Source organism: Desulfosarcina variabilis str. Montpellier, from assembly GCF_048565275.1.
Lineage (GTDB): Bacteria > Desulfobacterota > Desulfobacteria > Desulfobacterales > Desulfosarcinaceae > Desulfosarcina > Desulfosarcina variabilis.
This window is the reverse complement of record NZ_CP159846.1, coordinates 3,879,754-3,899,962: the sequence shown is the minus strand read 5'-3', so window position 1 is coordinate 3,899,962 and position 20,209 is coordinate 3,879,754. Positions and strand designations below refer to the sequence as shown.

Genomic DNA, 20,209 nt, shown 5'->3' with positions numbered 1-20,209 from the left:
AGGAAGCAACCATGGGATACTGGTTTACCCACCCGATGATCAAGCTGCTGCTGCCCATGGGCAATTCAGCCGCGATCCGGGGTTTGACGACAACGTTCAGCATGCCCCGACTGATCATGGGGGCCAACGTGTTCCCCCAGGGAAAATCGAAAAGCATCTCCGCCGTCCACCATTTTGCTCCGCTGTGCAGGAAAAAACGCGCCTTTGTGGTTACCGACGACTTCGGACGCACGGTGGCCCGCAAGGTCACGGCCACCCTTGAGGCAGCCGGCTTCGAGAGCACGGTCTGGTCCGAGACCCAACCGGAAGTCCCCATGGCCAACGTCGACACCGGCGCCGGCGCCATGAGGGAATTCGGCCCGGATGTGATCATTGCCATCGGCGGCGGATCGGTGATTGATTGTGCCAAGGCGGCCTGGATTCTGTACGCCCGGCCGGATATCACCGATCTGGGCAGCGTCAATCCGCTCACCCCATTGGGGTTGAGAAGAAGGGCCCTTCTCGTGGCCGTCCCCACCACCAGTGGCACCGGATCGGAATGCACGGCCGTTAGTGTGGTTCACGACACGGCGGCCCACCGCAAAATTCCCGTTTCCAACCCCGAATTGATGCCTGATTTTGCGGTCCTCTGCCCCGAATTCACCGCCTCCATGCCGCCCCGGCTGACGGCCGGCACAGGGCTGGACGCCCTCTCCCATGCCATGGATGCGGTGGCCACACCGGCGGCCAACGAGATCACCGACTCCCTGGCGCTGCGTGCCATCGAGATGATTTTCACCTATCTGCCGCGGGCCTACCGCAATGGCAACGACCGCGAAGCCCGTCACCGTATGCTGCTGGCGTCCAGTCTGGCCGGCACGGCTTTCGGTCAGAGCGGCGCCGCATTGACCCACAGTTTCGGCCATACGTTGGGATCCATCTTCAACATCCATCACGGATTGGCCGTGGGCGTTTTCATTCCCTACGTATTCCAATACTACCAGAAGGTTACCGACAAACACCTGGAAATCTGCAGGATTCTGGGCATCGACGGCCCCGACCCGGCAGCCCGGCTGGCGGGCCTGGTGGACAAAGTGAGAGCGCTGTTCAGGCAGCTGGATGCACCCTGCAATCTGGCCGATATGGGAGTCGACCGCCAGGAGTTGGAATCGCGGATGGAGACGCTGGTCCAATATACCATGGAAGATATCGACACCCTCTTCAGTCCGCGCCCGATAACGGAAGAAGAGTGTGCGCAGATCTTCCGCTTTGCGCATGCCGGCAAGGACATTGACTTTTAATGGAGTTGACAACGATGCACGGTTACCACGGACGGTTTTTAAAGGTCGATCTTGACAATGACCGCATGACGGATATGCCTATCAGCGAAGCGCTGACCCGGAAGTTTATCGGCGGCGCGACATTGGCGGCCGCACTGATCTATGATCACGTGAAACCCGGCCTGGACCCGCTGGCCCCCGAAAACCCGCTGGTATTTGCCACCGGCCCGCTGACGGGCACGCAGGTACCGATGGTCAGCCGCTACGCCGTATGCGCGATCTCACCGTTGACCGGATTCTGGGGCGAGGCCACCAGCGGCGGCAAATTTCCCTTTCGCCTCAAGGGTGCCGGCTATGACGGCATCTTTATCACCGGCAGGGCCAGCAAACCCGCGGTGCTGGTGATCGACAAGAATCATACCGAGCTGCGCGACGCGTCCGACTTGTGGGGCATGGACACCTACCAGACCCAGGCGGCACTCAAAGAAAGCCTGGATGCCGACGGGTTCGCCGCAGCATGCATCGGACCGGCCGGTGAGCGTCGACTTCGCTTCGCCGCCATCATGAACGATCATGGCCGGGCCGCCGGACGCTGCGGCCTGGGAGCCGTTATGGGGGCCAAGAACCTCAAGGCCGTTGCCGTTTCAGGCAGCCGCAAGCCTGCAGTTTTCGATCGATCCGGTCTGAACCGCATGGCCAAAAGCGCCATGAGTACCATTAAAGGGAATCTGGCATCCGTGGCCCTGAAGGAGTACGGCACCCTCTTTTACGCCGATATGGCCATGGCCCTGGGAGACCTGCCGGCCAAATATTTTTCCAAAAGCGTATTTCCGGCCGAGAAGATCAGCGGCCAGGCCCTGCGCCAGCAGTTCACGGTGGAAAATTACGCCTGCCAGGGGTGCCCGGTGGGGTGCGGCCGTGAGGTCAGAGGCGTCAGTGAGACACTCGATCGTGTCGATGGCCCCGAATACGAGACCACCGCCGCATTCGGCCCCCTGTGCATGAATTTCGATCTCAAAACGATTATCGAGGCCAATCACCTGTGTAACGTGTACGGCATGGATACGATCTCCACGGGCGTTACCATCGCCTATCTCATGTATCTTTTTGAAAAAGGCGTGGTTGACGAAAAAGAGATCGGATTCAAAGTGCCCTGGGGAGACAAACAGGCCATCGTCCGTCTGGTGGAGATGATCGCCACCGGCGATGGCATCGGCAAGCTGCTGGGAGACGGCACTCTGGCCATGGCCCGGGCGCTGGGCCGTGATCCCGAGGAAGCCGCGCAGGTCAAAGGGCTCGAGATCCCCATGCACGATGCCCGGGCATTTCACGGCCAGGCCGTTACCTATGCCACCAACCCGCGCGGTGCCTGCCATCTTAAAGGGGAGTACTTCAATATCGAGCTCGGCAACAAGGTCAAAGAATACGACCTGGTTCCCAAAAACCGTCTTTCCTCGGCCGGTAAAGGCGCACCGGCGGCCAGACTCCAGAGCCTGGCGGATCTTTTTGACGCCCTGACCCTGTGCAAGTTCGCCCATCTTGGCGTCACCCAGTTGTGCGGCATTCTGAACGCCATCACCGGATGGAACATGACGCCGGAGACATTGCTGGAAGCCGGAGACCGCTCGGTGAATCTCAAACGCGCCATCAGCAACCGGCTGGGCCTGGCCCGCGAGCACGACCAACTTCCGGAAATCGCCGTCACGACGCTTGGTGAAGGCACCAGTGCCGGTAAAGCGCCGGACATGGAATTGATGCTCAAGGACTACTATGCCCATCGCCAGTGGGATTGGCAAACCGGCCGGCCGACCCGGGCCAAGCTGCAATCGTTGGGCCTGGACCAGGTGGAATCCGACTTGTATCCTTAAGCTGTTTGCTCACCGGTCACCATTTACCCAAACCAATAAAACGTTTCGTCAATCCAACCCAAAGCAGCGAACCGGCGCTGACCGGATACCTGCGCCTACGAGTAGAGGAATCACGATCATGGCAACTAAATTCGTCAGTAAACGCAACCTGCAATTTCTGCTTTACGTGGAAGGCGCCCACTGTCTGCTCATGCAGTGCTGTCAATACGCGGATCTTGAAAAAGTACTGACTGGAGAGGCGCAGCAGCGGGTATCCCTCCTGCTGGATCTGCTTACCCCGGTGGCCAAATCCTACCCTTCGGAAACCAGTGTCATCTCCACCAGCCTGGCGATCCAGTGCCTGGGCGGATACGGATACTGCGATGACTTTCCGGTGGAGCAGTACTTTCGGGACACCCGCATCCACCCCATCCATGAGGGCACCACCGGCATTCAGGGCATGGACATACTGGGCCGCAAAGTGCGGATGAAAAATGGCCTGGCCTTCGAGTTGTTTCTCCAGACGGTAAGAGATGCGATTGCAGATGCGCAAAAAGACGAGCGCACGGCTCCTTTTGCCGACACCTTGAAACGCAGCATCTAGGAGTTGGAACAGGTCACCGGCAGTCTCAAATCCCGGGCCGAGTCAGATGGAACCACCGCGTTTCTGGCCGACGCCACCCTTTACCTCGAATACTTCTCGCTGGTGACCATTGCATGGCAGTGGCTGCGCCAGATGACGGCCGCGATCCGTGGTCTCTCGGCTGCACCTTCCAAAGCCAATGTCCGTTTTTATGAAGGCAAACTGGTCACGGGACGCTACTTCTTTCGCTATGAGCTGCCCAAGACCAAAGCGATGGTTACCCGCCTGCTCGATACGGATCATCTACTTATAGACATGGATCCGGCCCTTTTCAACGATTGATACATATCCGGAAAAAATCAGAACAGGAGCCTGACCATGCAAGACCCGCTGGCAACGTTCATCAAAAAAACCTTCGTTATCCCGGCAACCGATGGGGAAGACAAGCGCTGTACGCCACAGGAAGCCATCGCCCGGCACATTACGCCCCGGATGAAATTGTATGTGCCCTGCGGGGCCGCCCTGCTCAATCCATTGATCAGGCACTTCTGGGGGCAGCAACCGGATTCCACGATCATCACCACCGGGGTCACCCTTCAGCTTCACGCCATGATCCATGGCGGCCTGGTCAAAAAGGCGTCATTATCAGCACCGAGAAGATTGTTTCCAGCGACTATGTCCGCCGGAACGCGCACATGGTGCGCATCCCCGCAAGATCTGTGTTGGCCGTATGCGAGGCCCCTTTCGGACTGCATCCCTACGGCGTCACCCAGCACGGACTGACCGACTACGAAAACGCCAATTTTCCGGATTATGATTTTCAGAAACAATCATTCAAGTACGTTATTGAGCAACATCGAAACCATCCTGGGGCGCATGGTCGGCGGCCCTGGGAGTCGTTGCCTGGGCATTCTCGGGGCCGGTCAGATCGATGTCCGGGGAAACGTCAATTCGACCAAAATTCCCGGTGTCACCTACCTGGTGGGATCCGGCGGGGCCAATGATGTGGCGGCGACCAGCCGGGAGTCCATTGTGGTCACGAGTGCCGGAAAGGATCGATTACTGCCCCAAGTGCCCTATGTCACTTTTCCGGGAGACAATGTGAGCACCCTGATTACCGATGTCGGCGTGTTCGAGAAAACGGATGGGAAGCCAACATTCACGCTGACGCATTACCTGCCTGCCTCTGACCATGCCGGCGAATCCGATTGTCTGGCAGCCATCCGGAAAAAAGTCGGCTGGGACCTTGACGTCGCTCCGGACCTAAAGCGTCTGGGCCTCCCCAGCCAGGACGAATTGACCCGCTTGCGATTGTTCGATCCGCGTCGTTTTTTTATCAGCGATTAGGCGAGCTTTCCGTGCATACGATTCTAAACATGTAGAAGATCTTCTTCAACATACATAAATAATGAATTTTTTCATATAATTATACCACACCTTGATGCGTTGCAGTAGCGGTGCATATACAAACACTCTCTTCTGATGAAGAAACCTCAACCATCCAATAAAGATGAGAAGACATAGAATCCCGTGAATTACTGATTAGTTACACCATCCTTTCGTTGCCGGTAAAATTGGCAGGCATATTGCGATACGCCATTGGCAGCAACCCGCAACCATCTCCCGAATCCCCGAGGAGATATCATTGACCATATTCATCGAATTATCAAAAGGAGTTCCAATGGCAGACAGAGACGTAGTATTTGTGGATGGGGTGAGAACAGCGTTCGGTCGCATGGGCGGCACGGTCCGCGACATCGGGGCCTCCCGGCTTGCCGCCATCGGTATTCGCGGGCTCGTAGACAAAACCCAAATAACAGAAAAAACCAAGGTTGACGCTGTATTTCTGGGCAGTGCGGCCCACTGCTCCATGGCCATGAACCCGGCCCGCTGGGCCACCCTGAAAGCCGGTCTGGGGTATGAGACCAGCGCCTCCTACGTCGAGATGCAATGCGGGTCTGCCATCGACTCCATCAACCACGCGGCCTGGAAAATAAAGGCCGGTGCGGCGGACATCATCATCGCCGGCGGAATGGAGTCCTACAGCCAGATTCCGGCCCGTTTCTCCATGTCCAACCCGCCCTATCGACTGGTTCCGCCGGCCCCCATCAAAATGACCCTCTCCCCGCATCAGGATGAACAGCTGGTCATGGGCGTGACCGCGGAGAATCTGCAGGAGATGTACGACATTCCCCGCGAAGCGTCGGACGAGTTTGCCTATACCAGCCAGATGCGCGCCGCCAGGGCCTGGGAAGACGGACGATTCGAAGGTGAAATCATTCCCGTGGTCATCCCGGCCACGCGCAAAACCCCTGAAATTGTCTTTGACAAGGATGAACACATCAGGCCGGAAACCATCCTGGAAGATTTGGCCAGACTCAGACCGGTCTTTAAAGAAGGCGGCACGGTAACCGCCGGGAATGCATCCGGGAGAAATGATGGCGCAGCTTTTGTGTTGATGATGACCCGCGAGCGGGCCGAGGAACTGGGATATGCCCCCATGGCCCGCTGGCTCAGCGGCGCCGACTGCGGTGTGGATCCCAAAATCATGGGCATCGGCCCCGCCTACGCCACTCTCAAAGCCCTGCAACTGGCGGATCTTGCGATCAGCGATATGGACGTGATGGAGTGCAACGAAGCCTTTGCCGTACAGAACCTGGCCGTCATCAGGGAAATGGAGAACCAGACCGGTGAACGAATTGACATGGACAAATGGAATCCCATGGGCGGCGCGATCGCTTTCGGCCATCCCAACGGTGCTTCCGGCGCCCGCATCTGCATGTTTGCCATGCGTGAGCTGATCAGACGCGGCGGACGCTACGGGTTCTTCAGCTCCTGCTGTGGCGGCGGGCTGGGGGTGGCCTCCGTGATCGAGAACCTGCAGTGCTGATGGGCCAACGATAGCAGGCAAATTACTCATTATTAAAAAGATGGAGAAAAATAGATGAACGTTGACGACATAAAAAATATTTGCGTGGTCGGTGCCGGCAACATGGGACACCAGATTACCACCCTGTGCGCCATCAAGGGGTATCACACCACCTGCACGGATATCAGTGGGGCTATCCTGGAAAAAGCCGAGGCATTCGTTAACGGATACCTTCCCGGCCGGGTGAAAAAAGGCAAGATGACCGAGGCCGAGGCAGAAAGCGCCCGGCAGCGTATCCGGTTTACCGGGGATCTGGAAGATGCAGTCCAGGAAGCGGACTATGTGATCGAAGCGGCCGTGGAAGTGCTTGAGATCAAACGCAAGCTGTTTGCCGACCTTGACCGGTTCGCGCCGGCACATGCCATTCTGGCCACCAACAGCTCCGCCATTGTCAGCTCCCGCATCGCCGATGTCACCGGCCGCCCGGAAAAGGTGGTCAACCTGCACTTTTTCAATCCGGCGCTGGTCATGAAACTGGTGGAAGTCGTCCAGGGTGCCCACGTCGCCGACGAGACGGCGCAGATCTCTCTGGCGCTTTGCAAGCGGCTGGAAAAGGTGCCCGTGCATGTGCGCAAGGAAGTCGACGGATTTCTGCTCAACCGCATCTTCCGCGTCATCAACAAGGAGGCCAAATGGATGCTCGAAATGGGCGTCGCTTCCTATGAGGACATCGACAAGGCCTGTGTGTACGGCGCCGGTCATCCCATGGGCCCCTTCCGTCTGGAAGATCTCACCGGCATCGACTTGTCCTACACCATGGCCATGGAACGGTTTAAACGAACAGGCAATACCGGTGACTATCCTTCACCACAGACCGTCGAGCGTTATTTCAAAAGCGAGTTTGGTCAAAAGAGCGGTAAAGGGTGGTACGACTACGCCAAAAGATAATGTTTCTATCCATCAGGGGGCAGGACGATCGGTCATCTGTCCTGTGAATCATTGACAGATCCATATGCGGTGCGGACCAATCGCATCGCACGGTCCGGTTCAACAACCATTTTTATATTGCTCCAGGTGGTTGTTGAGCCGGATTGATCAAGATTAATAGCCGGCAACAATCGAAATCCGAGGAGAATTCAATGGCAACGGTGAGTAAAACAAGGCTGATATTCGGCATATTCCTGATGGTGTTGATTGTTATTATCGACCTGGCTCTGCATCACCTGCACCTGGCCACCTGGCCGGCATTCATGGTGATGATTTTCTTCTTCGAATCCCACATGAATCCAAACCGGGCACCACACATTCTCATCGGCGGGCTGTTCGGCATCCTCAACCTGGTGCTGATCGGCATATTTCTGAAGGTTGCCGCCCCCGTCCTTGGCATCCTGCCCGCCAAGCTCGTCTATGTCTGCCTGTTCGTCTACCTTATCGTTGCTTTAGGTGAGACCGTTCCCGTACTTTTCAATAACTATGCCTTCATGTTTTTTCTCGTGGCCGCGCTGGCCGCCAAAGTTCAAGATCCGGCCCCCAATCCCTGGATGTGGATGGGCATCGAACTGGTGGGCGGGCTCGGGGTCATCGGCGGCATCATGGGCATCACTCGATTAATGGCCGTCTGTTTCACGCCCAAAGCCCATGGCTCATCGGCCGGGCAGGAAACGGAACCAGTGCCCATCCATAAATAGGAGGGTATGCATTGGAATCATCAACACCCCGCAAAAAGCAAACCCCGCCCCCTCGTGATGAATTATTGGAATTGTTGCAGCGGCTGTCCGCGGGAATGGATGATCAGCGCCCAAGAGCGATTCAGCGCCGCCGTCTCAAGGGTCAGCGGACCGCTCGAGAATATCTTGACGACCTGCTGGACAAAGACAGTTTTATAGAATATGGCGCACTCACCCTCGCCGCCCAGCGAGGCAGGAAAGCGGTAGACGAGCTTGTTGCCCGAACACCGGCAGACGGCCTGATCACGGGCATTGGAACGGTAAACGCGCCTCTTTTCGGTGACCAGGAGGCGCGGTGCATGGTCATGGCCTATGATTATACCGTGCTGGCCGGCACCCAGGGCTATTTCAATCACAAAAAAATGGATCGCCTTCTCGGCCTTGCGGACACACTGCGGCTGCCCTTGATCCTTTTCACCGAGGGCGGCGGGGGACGGCCCGGAGATACCGACGCCGAGGGTGTAAGGATCGCCGGGCTGGATCTGCCGACGTTCGCCTGGTTTGCCGGATTGAGCGGGAAAGTGCCCTTGATCGGCATTGTCTCCGGCTATTGTTTTGCAGGCAATGCCGCGCTTTTAGGGTGTTGCGATGTTATCATCGCCACCGGAAATGCCAATATCGGCATGGGCGGACCGGTAATGATCGAGGGGGGAGGTCTTGGCACCTGTGCCCCCGAGGACGTTGGGCCCATCGAGGTCCAGCATGGAAACGGCGTGGTGGACATCAGGGTGGATGACGAAGCGGAAGCGGTCGCTGCTGCCAAACAGTATCTCTCCTATTTCCAGGGCGTCACGCCAACCTGGAACGCGGCCGATCAAACCTTGCTGCGCAAGTTGATCCCGGAAAACCGGCGTCGCACCTATGACGATAGCGCCATCATCCAGACATTGGTGGACAAGCATTCTTTTCTCGAGCTGAGAAGTGGATTCGGTCGGGCAATGATTACCGGGCTGGTGAGAATCGAAGGGGTCCCATTTGGACTGATGGCCAATAACTGCCAGCATATGGCTGGAACCATCGAGCCGGATGATGCCGACAAGGCAGCCCGGTTCATGCAGCTTTGCAATGCCCACGCGCTGCCGATGCTTTCCCTGATCGACACGCCCGGGTTCATGGTCGGGCCTGACGTCGAAAAGCGCGCCCAGGTCCGCCATGTCTGCAGGATGTTCCTCGCCGGTTCTCATCTGAAGGTGCCTTTTTTCAGCATCGTGCTGCGTCGGGGCTACGGGCTGGGCGCCATGGCAATGGCCCGCGGCGGGTTCCATGAGTCTTTTTTCACCACCGCCTGGCCGACAGGAGAATTTGGTGGGATGGGCGTGGAAGGCGCGGTCAAAGCCGCGTTTAAAAAAGAACTGGCGGCAATTCAGGACACCGCCATGCGAGAGCAGTTCTTTAGTGACATGGTTGCCAGACGCTACGCCAATGGCAAAGCGCTCAACATGGCTGCTTACATGGAAATCGATTCGGTTATTGATCCGGCCGATACGCGCAAGTGGATAATACGCGGTTTAACGTCCCTGCCCCCGCCAATGGGTGAAAAAACGGTTTTGCCGTATATCGACAGTTGGTGACACACGCCCCAACCAGCGCCTTAAAAATGCTCATCCCCGTGATTTTTTCAGATGCATAGGCCGCCAACGGGCGTGAACGGGCGACAACCCTAATCGTTCCCGTCATCCGCTCCATTCTCCGCCTCCTGCTTTTTGCGCAGCACATACCCCGTATCGGGCAGGATATCGGCAAACGCCTGTCCGTAAATTTCCCATACGGTAACGAACAGCGCGGCGATGATGGGACCGATGATCACGCCCACGATGCCGAACATGAAGATGCCCCCTAAGGTGCCGAAGAAAATCATCAACTCGTGCATCTGGGTGTCCTTGCCCACCAGGATCGGCCGCAGCAGGTTGTCCAGACTGCCCACCACCAGGGCGCAGAAAATCGCCAGTACCACAGCCTTGGCCACGGCGCCGGTGAGCCCCAATATAATGGCGGCCGGCACCCAGACCACGGCCGTGCCCACGCTGGGAATAATGGACAAAACGACCATGATCGTGCCCCAGAATGCCGAACTGGGAATATCCACAGCCCAGAAAGCCAGGCCGGCCAGTCCGCCCTGAAGGATGCCGATCACGGCGCTACCCTTCAGGGTGGCCCGGGTCACCGAGGTGAAACGGTCCAGCATCTGCTGCTCGTCATGGTCTTCCAGCGGCAGGTAATACAGGATTTTCTCCAGTAGTTTTTCTCCATCCATGAGAAAAAAGTACATGGTGTAAAGCCAGGTGAAAAGAATGAAGATAAAATTTGCCGCGCCCAGGGCGGCAGAGGAAAGATTGTTGATAATGAACTGGCTGACGCGGCCCACCGCTTCTCCGGCCTTGCGGATGATCAATTCGCTGTGCGGGGCGATCTTGTCATAATAAGGAATCGATGCCAGATAATCGGACAGCACATTGGGCTGCTCGATCTGGGCCTTGACCCAGGGCATGACCGATTGGCTGACTTTAAAGGCCTGCCCGGTCACAACGCCGGTAAGGATGGCCAGCGGCACCAGGACGATAAGGATGATCAGCACCAGCGTCACCACCGACGCCAGAGAACGCCGCCCGCCAAACCAAACGCTTAGCCGCTGGTATATCGGTCGGGTCAGGGCGGCGAAAATCCCAGCCAGAAAAATAGCCATTAAAAACGATCGGATCATTGAAAGAAAAACAGACGAAATGAACACGACCAGTAACACGACCACAAATTTGTTCACTCTGTCATCACGCATGACGGCCTCACTGAATTGGCAAAAAAGTTGGTTTGGTTAAAATGGGTGCTCGGTGCGCTTTACCGATTCGATTCTACGCTAAATTAAAAGATAGCACAAACGAATGCGAAAACGTTCCGTTCAGGAGGCGGGAATTCGTTGGATGGAAAATAATTAGGGCGGCGTTCCCGATCCGATGAAAATGCCGCCCTGATTATTATGCAGGATGCTTATTTATAGATCAAGCAAGGTCAAAACGATCAAGGTTCATGACCTTGTCCCACGCCGCAATAAAGTCGTTGACGAATTTTTCTTTTGAATCCTCACATCCATAGACCTCGGAAATGGCTCTGAGCTGTGAATTCGAACCGAAGACAAGGTCGACACGGGTGCCGGTCCACTTGATTTCACCGCTTGCGCGATCGCGTCCCTCAAAAACGTCTTCGTCTTGTGAGCTGGCCTGCCAGACGGTGTTCATGTCGAGCAAATTGACGAAGAAGTCATTGGTCAGCGCCTCCGGCTGTTTGGTGAAAACACCATGCGGAGACTGTCCATAGTTGACATTAAGCACGCGCATGCCGCCCATCAGAACGGTCATCTCGGGAGCCGTCAGGGTCAGCAGTTGCGCCCGATCCACCAGCATCTCCTCTGCCGACACGCTGTATTTGGCTTTAAGATAGTTGCGGAAGCCGTCCGCCTTCGGCTCGAGTACGGAAAAGGAGACCGCGTCGGTTTGCGCCTCCGATGCATCCGTGCGACCCGGTGTGAAAGGAACGGTCACATCAATGCCGGCGTTCTTTGCCGCCTGCTCAACCCCCGCACATCCGCCTAATACGATCAGGTCCGCCAGAGACACCTTTTTGCCTCCGGACTGCGCGCCATTGAATTCCTTCTGGATGTTCTCAAGGGTCTGCAGCACCGTCTTCAGTCGTTCCGGTTGGTTGACCTTCCAATCCTTTTGCGGGGCAAGACGAATGCGCGCTCCGTTAGCTCCGCCGCGCTTGTCTGAACCGCGGAAGGTTGACGCCGACGCCCAGGCGGTCGAAGCCAGATCCGGAATCGACAGGCCGGAGGCGAGGATCTTGCTCTTGATATCGGCGATGTCCTTTTCGTCAATCAGCGGGTGATCGACAGCGGGCATGGGATCCTGCCAGATCAGCTCCTCTGCCGGCACTTCCGGGCCAAGATACCGCGAGCGGGGGCCCATGTCACGGTGGGTCAGCTTGAACCAGGCCCTGGCAAATGCGTCCGCAAATTCCTCGGGATTCTCCTGGTAGCGCCTTGCAATCGGCTCGTAAATTTTGTCATAGCGCAGCGACAGGTCCGCCGTGGTCATCATCGGCCGATGTTTTTTCGACGGGTCGTGGGCGTCGATGATCATGTCTTCTTCTTCCACGTCTTTGGCCAGCCACTGATTGGCGCCGGCCGGGCTCTTGACCAGTTCCCACTCGTATTTGAACAGCACCTTCAGATAGCCCATGTCCCATTTGGTGGGGTTCGGTTTCCAGGCGCCCTCGATGCCGCTGCCGATCGTATCCCCGCCTTTGCCGCTGCCAAAGCTGCTTTTCCAGCCAAGCCCCATTTCCTCGATGGGAGCAGCTTCGGGTTCCGGTCCGACGAGTGCCGCATCACCGGCGCCATGACACTTGCCGAAGGTATGCCCACCGGCAACGAGGGCCACGGTCTCTTCGTCGTTCATGGCCATGCGTGCGAAGGTCTCGCGGACATCACGGCCGGAAGCCACAGGATCCGGATTGCCGTCGGGGCCTTCCGGGTTCACATAGATGAGTCCCATCTGTACGGCCGCCAGGGGATTTTCCAGATCGCGGTCGCCACTGTACCGACTCTTGGGCTTGTCGCTGGTTGCCAACCACTCCTCTTCCGATCCCCAGTAAACGTCATCCTCCGGTTCCCAGACATCCTCGCGCCCACCGGCAAAACCGAAAGTCGGCAATCCCATCGACTCGATGGCACAGTTGCCGGCCAGGATCATCAAATCGGCCCAGGATATTTTCCTGCCGTATTTTTTCTTAATCGGCCAAAGCAAACGGCGCGCCTTGTCAAGATTTACGTTATCGGGCCAGCTGTTCAGGGGCGCAAGGCGCTGGGAGCCTGACCCCGCGCCTCCGCGGCCATCGCCCATGCGGTAGGTACCGGCGCTGTGCCATGCCATACGGATGAAAAGCGGCCCATAATGACCGTAATCGGCCGGCCACCACTCCTGGGAGTCAGTCATCAATGCATAAAGATCCTTTTTCACCGCCTTGAGATCCAGTTTTTTGAATTCCTCTGCGTAGTTAAATGCCTCGCCCATGGGGTTGCTCAGATTGGAGTGCTGGTGAAGCAATTTGAGGTTCAACTGGTTCGGCCACCAGTCCTTATTCGAGGTACCACCACCGGCAATGGGTTTACTTTTCCGGCCCGTTACCGGGCACTTGCTTTCTTCATTCATGACATTCTCTCCTTTTGTTGGCTGATGTTACGCACCGTAAGGCCATGAACACTGTGCTTCGGTGCCCTTTTGTAAAGAAACCATACTTAAGGATAATGATTATTAATAAATCAAAAATAGCTTTTGTCTTGAAATTGTCAACTAAAAAGTTGTCTTTCACTCATCCGTCAATGGTGGGGTATTCTTTTCTTTCCTGCGCCCTTGGGATCGGGAATTTTATTTCATCCCCGATCCTTAACCATCGTTTTCCATCTTGATGCAATTTCTGCCGCTGTTTTTAGCGAGATAAAGTGCCCGGTCGGCACGAGAAAGGATCGTTTCGACTTTTTCTTTACTTCGGTATTTCGCCACACCACCGGATATGGTGACGTTCAAGCCGGGGGAAATGTCTTTGAAGTCTATTTGCTCAACTGTTTTGCGAAGCCGATTTGCGGCAATTTTCGCCCCGTTCAGGTCCACGCCAAAGGCCATGAACACAAATTCCTCACCGCCAAAGCGGGCGAAAAGATCCGAAGCGCGTAGTTCTTTTTTTATTGCCGATGCAAACCGTTGGAGGACGATATCGCCGACATGGTGGCCCAAGGCGTCATTAATGGTTTTGAAATGGTCGATATCGAAAAAACAAATACAAAACCCGGTCCCCCCACGATCAACCAGTGATTTCTGACGCTCCAGCATATATATCATGTGCCGCCGGTTGATCAACCCGGTCAATTCGTCGGTAATGGCCATATGCTCTATTTTTCCCATCACTGTGGCCAGTTCCGCGTTACGTTGGCGCAGTTTTTTGCGAGACAAACTGATTTCATTGCTGACAAAGGAAAAGGCAATGATCACCAATATGAAAACACTACCGACAACCAATTCATCACCAAGGACCAATATCTGGGATCTAATGGAATAGATGCCGGCCATCACGGCAACATACCCGAATACCATCAAGGCCGCCGTAGCCAGGTATTGCCGGGTGGTCATCCAGAAGGCGCCATAAATGAGCACAATGGGGAAAAACATCATTATCAACGGACGAAACCGGTCCATAAAGAAGACATTGATCAGAAGTACCACAACGGCCCAGATTACCATCTCGCGGGTCATGCTTGGATCCGCAAAGCGCTTGTTGAACCCAAGGCGAATGGCCAGATAGAGCGATATGTGGCTCAGCCATAAAAAGAGCATCAACAGAGCAAAGCCTTGCAGTTCAAGCCTGAATGCCCCGGCAAAAAACAAAAGTATCGATACCAGCGATTGTATCCCCGCTCCGGCCATGGCCTGGAGTGCGCGTTTCGCCCGTATGCGTTGTTTCAGGTCATATTTTGGAAGCAGCCGGAGTAACACGATCACCTCATCATGCGCGTTATATTCCCCCAAGGTTATAACCATCGGAACGTTTAGGCAACTATTTAAAATTTATCCAATATGCTTTTATGTCCAGTGGCGTATCCAAAGGCAAAAACGGGTTTTGGAGTTCTATTCGTCGCCTTGACAGTATTTTTGCCTTTTCAATCACCTTTCTATATTCTTTGTTGAAAAAGCGATCAAAGCTACCATCTTCAATAAGGGCTTTTAAACCCGATTCTATTCTTTTCGCCAACGCTGGGCTGTGCTTGCCCACATAGAAATAGTCACCGATGGGATAATGAAGCACCAGTGTCTCTTCAATGTGCAGATTGGGGTATTGTTTTTTCCTGATTGCAACTTCGTCCCAGGGTTCATGAAGGCCACGGTGCAGGTAATCAAAGCGTTTGGCGATCAGCATACAGAACAAAAGCTCATAATCCAAGCTCGTAGTGACATTGCCAACATTGGCTTTGAGAATGTTGAGATCACCCCATTGCGAACCAAATCCGGCTTTGAATTTCCTGAGATCTTTTATGGATCGCACCTTGGCGAATTGTTTCTGATCTTCCCTGCGGATCAGCAATAAGCGCCACCCCAGCATTCCTTTTCTAATCGGTATACGCACAGGCAGAAGCCGTTGATTGGCTTTTTCGCTGATTGGCAGATGGGATATGTCCAATAAACCTTGTTCGATCTGAAGGATAATGCGATCCTGAGTCATGGGCTGGGTGGGTTTCATTTGATACGGCTAAATAGTGCCCATCCATAAATGGCTAATTTCCCCGATATCGGCTAAGTATAGATCGAAATAACCCGGGATGCATACCTTTTTGGAGATCGACCATGCGTAGAATAACGGTACTCAGCTGTCTGATCATAATGTTCACCGTTTCATTCATCCATTGCCAGTCCCTTCCACAAAGCGATCCGCCAGCCGTGGATTCACCCGGCCGCCAGGCCGGTAATTTCAGAAAAACCGGTACCATTGCATCGGATCGGCTTGTGGAATGCTCGGGGATCGATATGTCGATGATTCGCGATGATCTGTTGTGGGCCATCAACGATAGCGGTGACGGGCCATATTTGTATGCCATGGGCATCGATGGCAGTGACCGGGGACAAGTCAGAATTGCCGGTGCCGTCAACCGGGACTGGGAGGACCTGGCCACATTCAAATGGCAGGATCGGGCCATGATTCTGGTGGCCGATGTGGGCGACAATCGCCAACGTTATGGTCTTTACCGATTATATATCGTTGAAGAGCCGGTATTTTCCAGGACGACCGTCAGCTCGGCAGCCGACGCAAATGTGGCCTGGACCGTCACTTTCAGATACCCTGACCGCAACCACGATGCCGAAGCAGTGGGCGTGGATCCGACAAACGGCCAAATCCTGGTTCTGACCAAACGGGACACGCCCCCATTATTGTTCAGTCTGCCACTGAAGCCGGAAAACCCGGCTGAACCTGTTGTGGCACGTCCCGTAGCGGCAATGGATCGAATTCCAGCGCCCACATCCGACGACCTTTTTTATCCCTACGGTCAATTCCGCAGCCAGCCCACAGCCATGGACCTGTCGCCGGACGGGTTGAAAATGGTGATACTGACCTACAAGCACGCTTATCTGTTCGATCGAACAACCGCTGACTCCTGGCAATCCATCCCGACACCAACGGTGATTCCCCTGCCCTTGCCCCAGGACACCCCTTTTTTTGCTCAGCGCGAGGCGGCTTGTTTTTCAAGGGCGGCTGCCGGGCTTTTTATTACCGCTGAAGCACTGCATGCAGTCATATACCACAGTGATATTGCTATCCGCCAGGAAACCTGACATTTTTCTTTTCTCCTCGCTCCTCAATCCTCACTGGGCTGGCTTTTTGGTCAGCCCGGTTCTTTTTTTAACGGTGGCGGTATTTTGTCTCGCGCCCGACCACAAATCGAATGGGCAGCAGCATGACGTTGAGTGGCAGCAGATACGCAGCAGCCATCAGCGGTTCGGTAGGGCCAAAAAAACGAGCCGCGAAAACCACGATCAACACGTTAGAAAAAGAGAATTACCATCATGCATTGAAGAACATAGGGAGAAAAAACCGCAGCCATGTCCGGCACGCAGACACCGCCGAGGATGCCTGCCATACAGACCGCAATGAGCACCAGATCTCGTCCCATCACAGGCACCGGCGATTGGATTTTGGCATTTTAGATTTTTTCATCGTTTAACCCTGTTTTTTCTTTGATGACATGGTGATACCTGGTTGAAGCCCATTAACGGCATTGTGGCTATCACGGCCACCGTAGGGGCAACCCCCAGTGGTTGCCCTTTAACCCTCCCCTTGCTTTTGTTAGCCGATCCACACAACAAGAGGATGGCCCGACTTCAAAACCAGGGCAGGCACAGGGGCCTGCCCCTACGACCCGATCGACCGAATATTTTCAATCATTTAAAAGCTTTATAGTCATACGAATTTTTAGCCTATTTTTATTATCATGTGAGCCAGCATGGATTATTATAAATGCGGTTGCCCTGGCGGCACGGTATCATGCCGTTGCTATTTCACCATCCATGTGCTAATTTGTCGGCGTTGTTTGTTGATCTTTTGTTTTGGCCGGTGTTTGCCCCACCGGCCTCTCTTTTTTTTGTAAGCGTTCACAGGGCACCGCATCTGCTTTGTTCCCGGGTACTTGAAGTATGCCTAATACGTCGGCGTACCCGGCGCCGCGCATCTGTGGCACCCTGTAAACGCTTACAGGCCAGTGGTTTACAATCAATTGATCATTTCAACCCCGTGAACGCTTACCTTTTTTTAAACACCGATCAAGGTGCCCACCATGTAATTTGGGGGGGCTTTCTTTTGGGCAACCGATAATAGCGGGCAGCCGAATAGCCAATCATTAAAGGATAGTGATAGCAATAATCAGCCGGGATCCCCAGGTCCTGTCTCAACGCTGGCACGGATAAAAGCGCGCTCTGCAGCAGGCCGGCCCAGCAAGTTCCCAGGCCAAACTGCGGGGCGGCCAGTTCAAGGTAAGACAGGGCCAACGTCAGGTCCACCATGCCGTTGCTCGATGTGGCCGGCGCCATGGCCAGCACCAGACAGGGCGCTGAGCGCAGAATTGAATCAAAACCTTTGTCCCAGGCTTTGATCAAATTGGGCATATACGGCATTAGCCCTACCCCGGAAGTCTGCACGAGTTCACGCATCCATTCGATCACCCGGGCGGAAATTTCTTTCAACCGATTCTGGTCGCTGATCACCAGCCATTGCAGCATTTGGGCGTTTGCCGCTGTGGGGGCGTAACGTGCGATCTCGATCAGCTGCTCAAGATCCGCCTTTTCCACGGCACGGGACTTGAAGCGCCTCACCGAGCGCCGTGAGCGCAAAAACTGTTCGGTCTGTTCCCGTGAGAGCGCCAGTGCCGGATCAATGGGCGGACAGTCAGCCAGCGCGACTTCGGCATGATCCATGGCGCCATGGGGGCAGACCGCCACACAATGCCCGCAGCGCAGGCAGATGTCGAGCCCGCCACGTTTGAGTTCCGGATAATGTCCCGGTTTAAAATAGATCACCCCGGACGGACAATCCGCCGCACAAAGGCCGTCCTGCTTGCACTTTTCTTTATCAACCCGCAGTACATCCATGCTTCCCTCCTTCAGGTAAATTTTCCATCCCCACCATTGCACGATTCGTTAGATCCGGTTATAAGGGCTTTTTTTATTCAGACGAACATCAAAATGAAAAAAAACATGCGTCCATCATTATCTGTCATACTCTCGTTGATCAACCGTTACTGGTTTTTAACTGCCCTTTTTTCCATCTGCCTGATCACCGTCGTCGATGGATCGGGCATTCTGGCCGCTGGGGGAAAATGGCTCAAACTGCACCGGGGGCCTGATCTGGTCGTTGTCTTGATTTTCTTTTTCTCCGGGCTGGCCTTGAGTCCGGAGCAGCTTAAAAAGGGGCTGATGGATGTGAGCGGCATACTGCTGGCATTAGTCGTCATCTTTATCGCGGCCCCGTTGATCGCTGTTTTGTTCAGTCTTTTTCCCATGGGGACCGGTATCGTTATCGGCCTGTTTATGGTGGCCGTGATGCCGTCCACGCTCAGCAGCGGGGTCGTCATGACGGCGGCCGCCGGCGGGCGTCCGGCCCACGCACTGGTAATCACCATCGTGGCCAACGTCCTTTCCGTGTTTACCATCCCCGTTGTCCTGTCGTTACTGTTGGCCATGATCGGTCAGTCAGCCATCGTATCCATCGACAAAGCCGCCATCATGATCAAGATCGGCATCCTGGTTGTCTCGCCGCTGGCAGTCGGCATGCTGCTCAAGCATTTTTTTGCATCCCTGTACCATCGCATTGAACGCAAACTCACCCTTTTCAACCAATGCCTGATCCTGTTTATCGTCTGGATCGCCATGTCTCAAACCCATGCGCTGCTGGTCGGCAGTGGCCTGACCGTGGCCTTGATTGTAATCATGGTCTTTGCCTATCACGGCCTGTTGCTTTTATGCGGGTGGGGATTGATATGCCTTTCCGGTCGGCAGCACGGACAGTGGGAAAGCGTTTTGTTCATGGGGTGTCAAAAAACGCTCCCCTTGTCGGTTATTTTGCAGATGTCACTGTTTCCCCAATACGGCATCGCCCTGTTGGTGTGTGTTCTGCATCATGTTGTGCATCTGATGATGGACGGCTATCTGGTCGAACGCCTGCGAAAGTAAAGCGACAAACCCTATTCATAGAACTTGAAAAGCGGAAAACCGGTTTCATCATCCTGCTCGCGAATCATGCGCACGTCACTGCACTGCTGGATGAGAATTTCCGCCGTTGCCAGCACCGGATTGCCCCCGTTCAGGAAATGGCCGCCGACCACCCGCATACTCGGATCACTGATCAGCCCGTGAAGATGTACACTCAGCGCCCCTTGCTCGGATTGTCCGATAATCCCCTGACAGGCTAAAATTTCGAGTGGCCCGCCAACGGTCAGCGGGTCATGATAGCGGATGCCGATTTTGCCGGTTTCATCAGGCACGGCATACACCAGCTGCGCCTGGGTTAAACTGCCGATAACCGATACGATCGTCGCACTGGTCACTTGGTGTTGTTGACACATGGCTTCGATGCCGGTGATCAGATCGGTTCCGGGAAGCAATCGGCCGACAATCCGTTTTCCCGCCTCGGACATGACCGCCTGGATTCTGATGGATTCCATAATTCCTCCTTGCGGATCTGGTTGCCTGATGGTCATCCCGATCCCGTAAGAACCATGGATTCATATAATATACAAGATAAAATATTTTTTGGTATTTTTTAATTGACACGATCCAGCCGCTCGCTTAAGTGTGAGGCACGTTCAATCATCTATTAACGAGGACAAGGAGGAG

The 20,209-nt window shown here is 55.0% G+C and carries 19 protein-coding genes; 12 read left to right on the top strand and 7 right to left on the bottom strand.

What is annotated here, in order from left to right:
* Window positions 1–11 precede the first annotated feature (11 nt).
* The 10 genes from Dvar_RS17545 (at window position 12) to Dvar_RS17500 (ending at window position 9,856) form a co-directional block, all read left to right on the top strand.
* Window positions 12–1,280 carry an iron-containing alcohol dehydrogenase gene (locus Dvar_RS17545; protein WP_419662977.1) on the top strand — a complete coding sequence of 423 codons (1,269 nt, stop codon included), beginning with the start codon at window positions 12–14 and terminating at the stop codon, window positions 1,278–1,280.
* A gap of 14 nt (window positions 1,281–1,294) precedes the next feature.
* Entirely contained in the window at window positions 1,295–3,127 is a 1,833-nt protein-coding gene (locus Dvar_RS17540; RefSeq protein WP_419662976.1) for an aldehyde ferredoxin oxidoreductase family protein, read from the top strand.
* 118 nt (window positions 3,128–3,245) lie between these two features.
* Window positions 3,246–3,710 carry an acyl-CoA dehydrogenase family protein gene (locus Dvar_RS17535; RefSeq protein ID WP_419662975.1) on the top strand — a complete coding sequence of 155 codons (465 nt, stop codon included), beginning with the start codon at window positions 3,246–3,248 and terminating at the stop codon, window positions 3,708–3,710.
* A gap of 3 nt (window positions 3,711–3,713) precedes the next feature.
* Window positions 3,714–4,031 (top strand): acyl-CoA dehydrogenase C-terminal domain-containing protein, encoded by a 318-nt coding sequence (locus Dvar_RS17530; RefSeq protein WP_419662974.1) that lies wholly within the window; start codon window positions 3,714–3,716, stop codon window positions 4,029–4,031.
* 36 nt (window positions 4,032–4,067) lie between these two features.
* Window positions 4,068–4,472, top strand: coding sequence for a hypothetical protein (locus Dvar_RS17525; protein ID WP_419662973.1), 405 nt, complete (start codon window positions 4,068–4,070; stop codon window positions 4,470–4,472).
* Window positions 4,473–4,535: 63 nt separating this feature from the next.
* Window positions 4,536–5,036, top strand: coding sequence for a hypothetical protein (locus Dvar_RS17520; RefSeq protein WP_419662972.1), 501 nt, complete (start codon window positions 4,536–4,538; stop codon window positions 5,034–5,036).
* Window positions 5,037–5,370: 334 nt separating this feature from the next.
* Window positions 5,371–6,579, top strand: a complete 1,209-nt coding sequence (locus Dvar_RS17515; protein ID WP_419662971.1) for a thiolase family protein — start codon at window positions 5,371–5,373, stop codon at window positions 6,577–6,579.
* A 54-nt stretch (window positions 6,580–6,633) separates the two neighbouring features.
* The gene (locus Dvar_RS17510) at window positions 6,634–7,506 is read left to right on the top strand and encodes a 3-hydroxyacyl-CoA dehydrogenase family protein (RefSeq protein WP_419662970.1); all 873 of its coding nucleotides are present in this window, start codon (window positions 6,634–6,636) and stop codon (window positions 7,504–7,506) included.
* A 191-nt stretch (window positions 7,507–7,697) separates the two neighbouring features.
* The gene (locus tag Dvar_RS17505; protein ID WP_419662969.1) at window positions 7,698–8,246 is read left to right on the top strand and encodes a hypothetical protein; all 549 of its coding nucleotides are present in this window, start codon (window positions 7,698–7,700) and stop codon (window positions 8,244–8,246) included.
* Window positions 8,247–8,257: 11 nt separating this feature from the next.
* The gene (locus tag Dvar_RS17500; protein WP_419662968.1) at window positions 8,258–9,856 is read left to right on the top strand and encodes an acyl-CoA carboxylase subunit beta; all 1,599 of its coding nucleotides are present in this window, start codon (window positions 8,258–8,260) and stop codon (window positions 9,854–9,856) included.
* An 89-nt stretch (window positions 9,857–9,945) separates the two neighbouring features.
* On the opposite strand, the gene Dvar_RS17495 is transcribed toward Dvar_RS17500, so the two are convergent.
* From Dvar_RS17495 to Dvar_RS17480, 4 genes are all read right to left on the bottom strand, one after another.
* On the bottom strand, window positions 9,946–11,058 hold the full coding sequence (locus Dvar_RS17495; protein ID WP_419662967.1) for an AI-2E family transporter: 1,113 nt from the start codon (window positions 11,056–11,058) through the stop codon (window positions 9,946–9,948).
* Between the two features lie 220 nt (window positions 11,059–11,278).
* Window positions 11,279–13,489, bottom strand: coding sequence for a catalase/peroxidase HPI (katG, locus tag Dvar_RS17490; protein ID WP_419662966.1), 2,211 nt, complete (start codon window positions 13,487–13,489; stop codon window positions 11,279–11,281).
* A 234-nt stretch (window positions 13,490–13,723) separates the two neighbouring features.
* On the bottom strand, window positions 13,724–14,827 hold the full coding sequence (locus Dvar_RS17485; RefSeq protein ID WP_419662965.1) for a GGDEF domain-containing protein: 1,104 nt from the start codon (window positions 14,825–14,827) through the stop codon (window positions 13,724–13,726).
* A 61-nt stretch (window positions 14,828–14,888) separates the two neighbouring features.
* Window positions 14,889–15,569, bottom strand: a complete 681-nt coding sequence (locus Dvar_RS17480) for a hypothetical protein (protein ID WP_419662964.1) — start codon at window positions 15,567–15,569, stop codon at window positions 14,889–14,891.
* Between the two features lie 104 nt (window positions 15,570–15,673).
* On the opposite strand from Dvar_RS17480, the gene Dvar_RS17475 reads away from it, so the two are divergent.
* Window positions 15,674–16,657 (top strand): hypothetical protein, encoded by a 984-nt coding sequence (locus Dvar_RS17475; protein WP_419662963.1) that lies wholly within the window; start codon window positions 15,674–15,676, stop codon window positions 16,655–16,657.
* 209 nt (window positions 16,658–16,866) lie between these two features.
* Here the strand turns inward: Dvar_RS17475 and Dvar_RS17470 are convergent, their stop codons facing one another.
* On the bottom strand, window positions 16,867–16,995 hold the full coding sequence (locus Dvar_RS17470; protein WP_419662962.1) for a hypothetical protein: 129 nt from the start codon (window positions 16,993–16,995) through the stop codon (window positions 16,867–16,869).
* A 646-nt stretch (window positions 16,996–17,641) separates the two neighbouring features.
* Window positions 17,642–18,466, bottom strand: a complete 825-nt coding sequence (locus Dvar_RS17465; protein ID WP_419662961.1) for a nitroreductase family protein — start codon at window positions 18,464–18,466, stop codon at window positions 17,642–17,644.
* A gap of 93 nt (window positions 18,467–18,559) precedes the next feature.
* Here Dvar_RS17465 and Dvar_RS17460 point away from each other — a divergent pair, with 93 nt between their 5' ends.
* Window positions 18,560–19,546, top strand: a complete 987-nt coding sequence (locus tag Dvar_RS17460; RefSeq protein WP_419662960.1) for a bile acid:sodium symporter — start codon at window positions 18,560–18,562, stop codon at window positions 19,544–19,546.
* An 11-nt stretch (window positions 19,547–19,557) separates the two neighbouring features.
* Here Dvar_RS17460 and Dvar_RS17455 read toward each other — a convergent pair whose 3' ends face one another.
* On the bottom strand, window positions 19,558–20,037 hold the full coding sequence (locus tag Dvar_RS17455; protein WP_419662959.1) for a PPC domain-containing DNA-binding protein: 480 nt from the start codon (window positions 20,035–20,037) through the stop codon (window positions 19,558–19,560).
* Window positions 20,038–20,209: the final 172 nt, after the last annotated feature.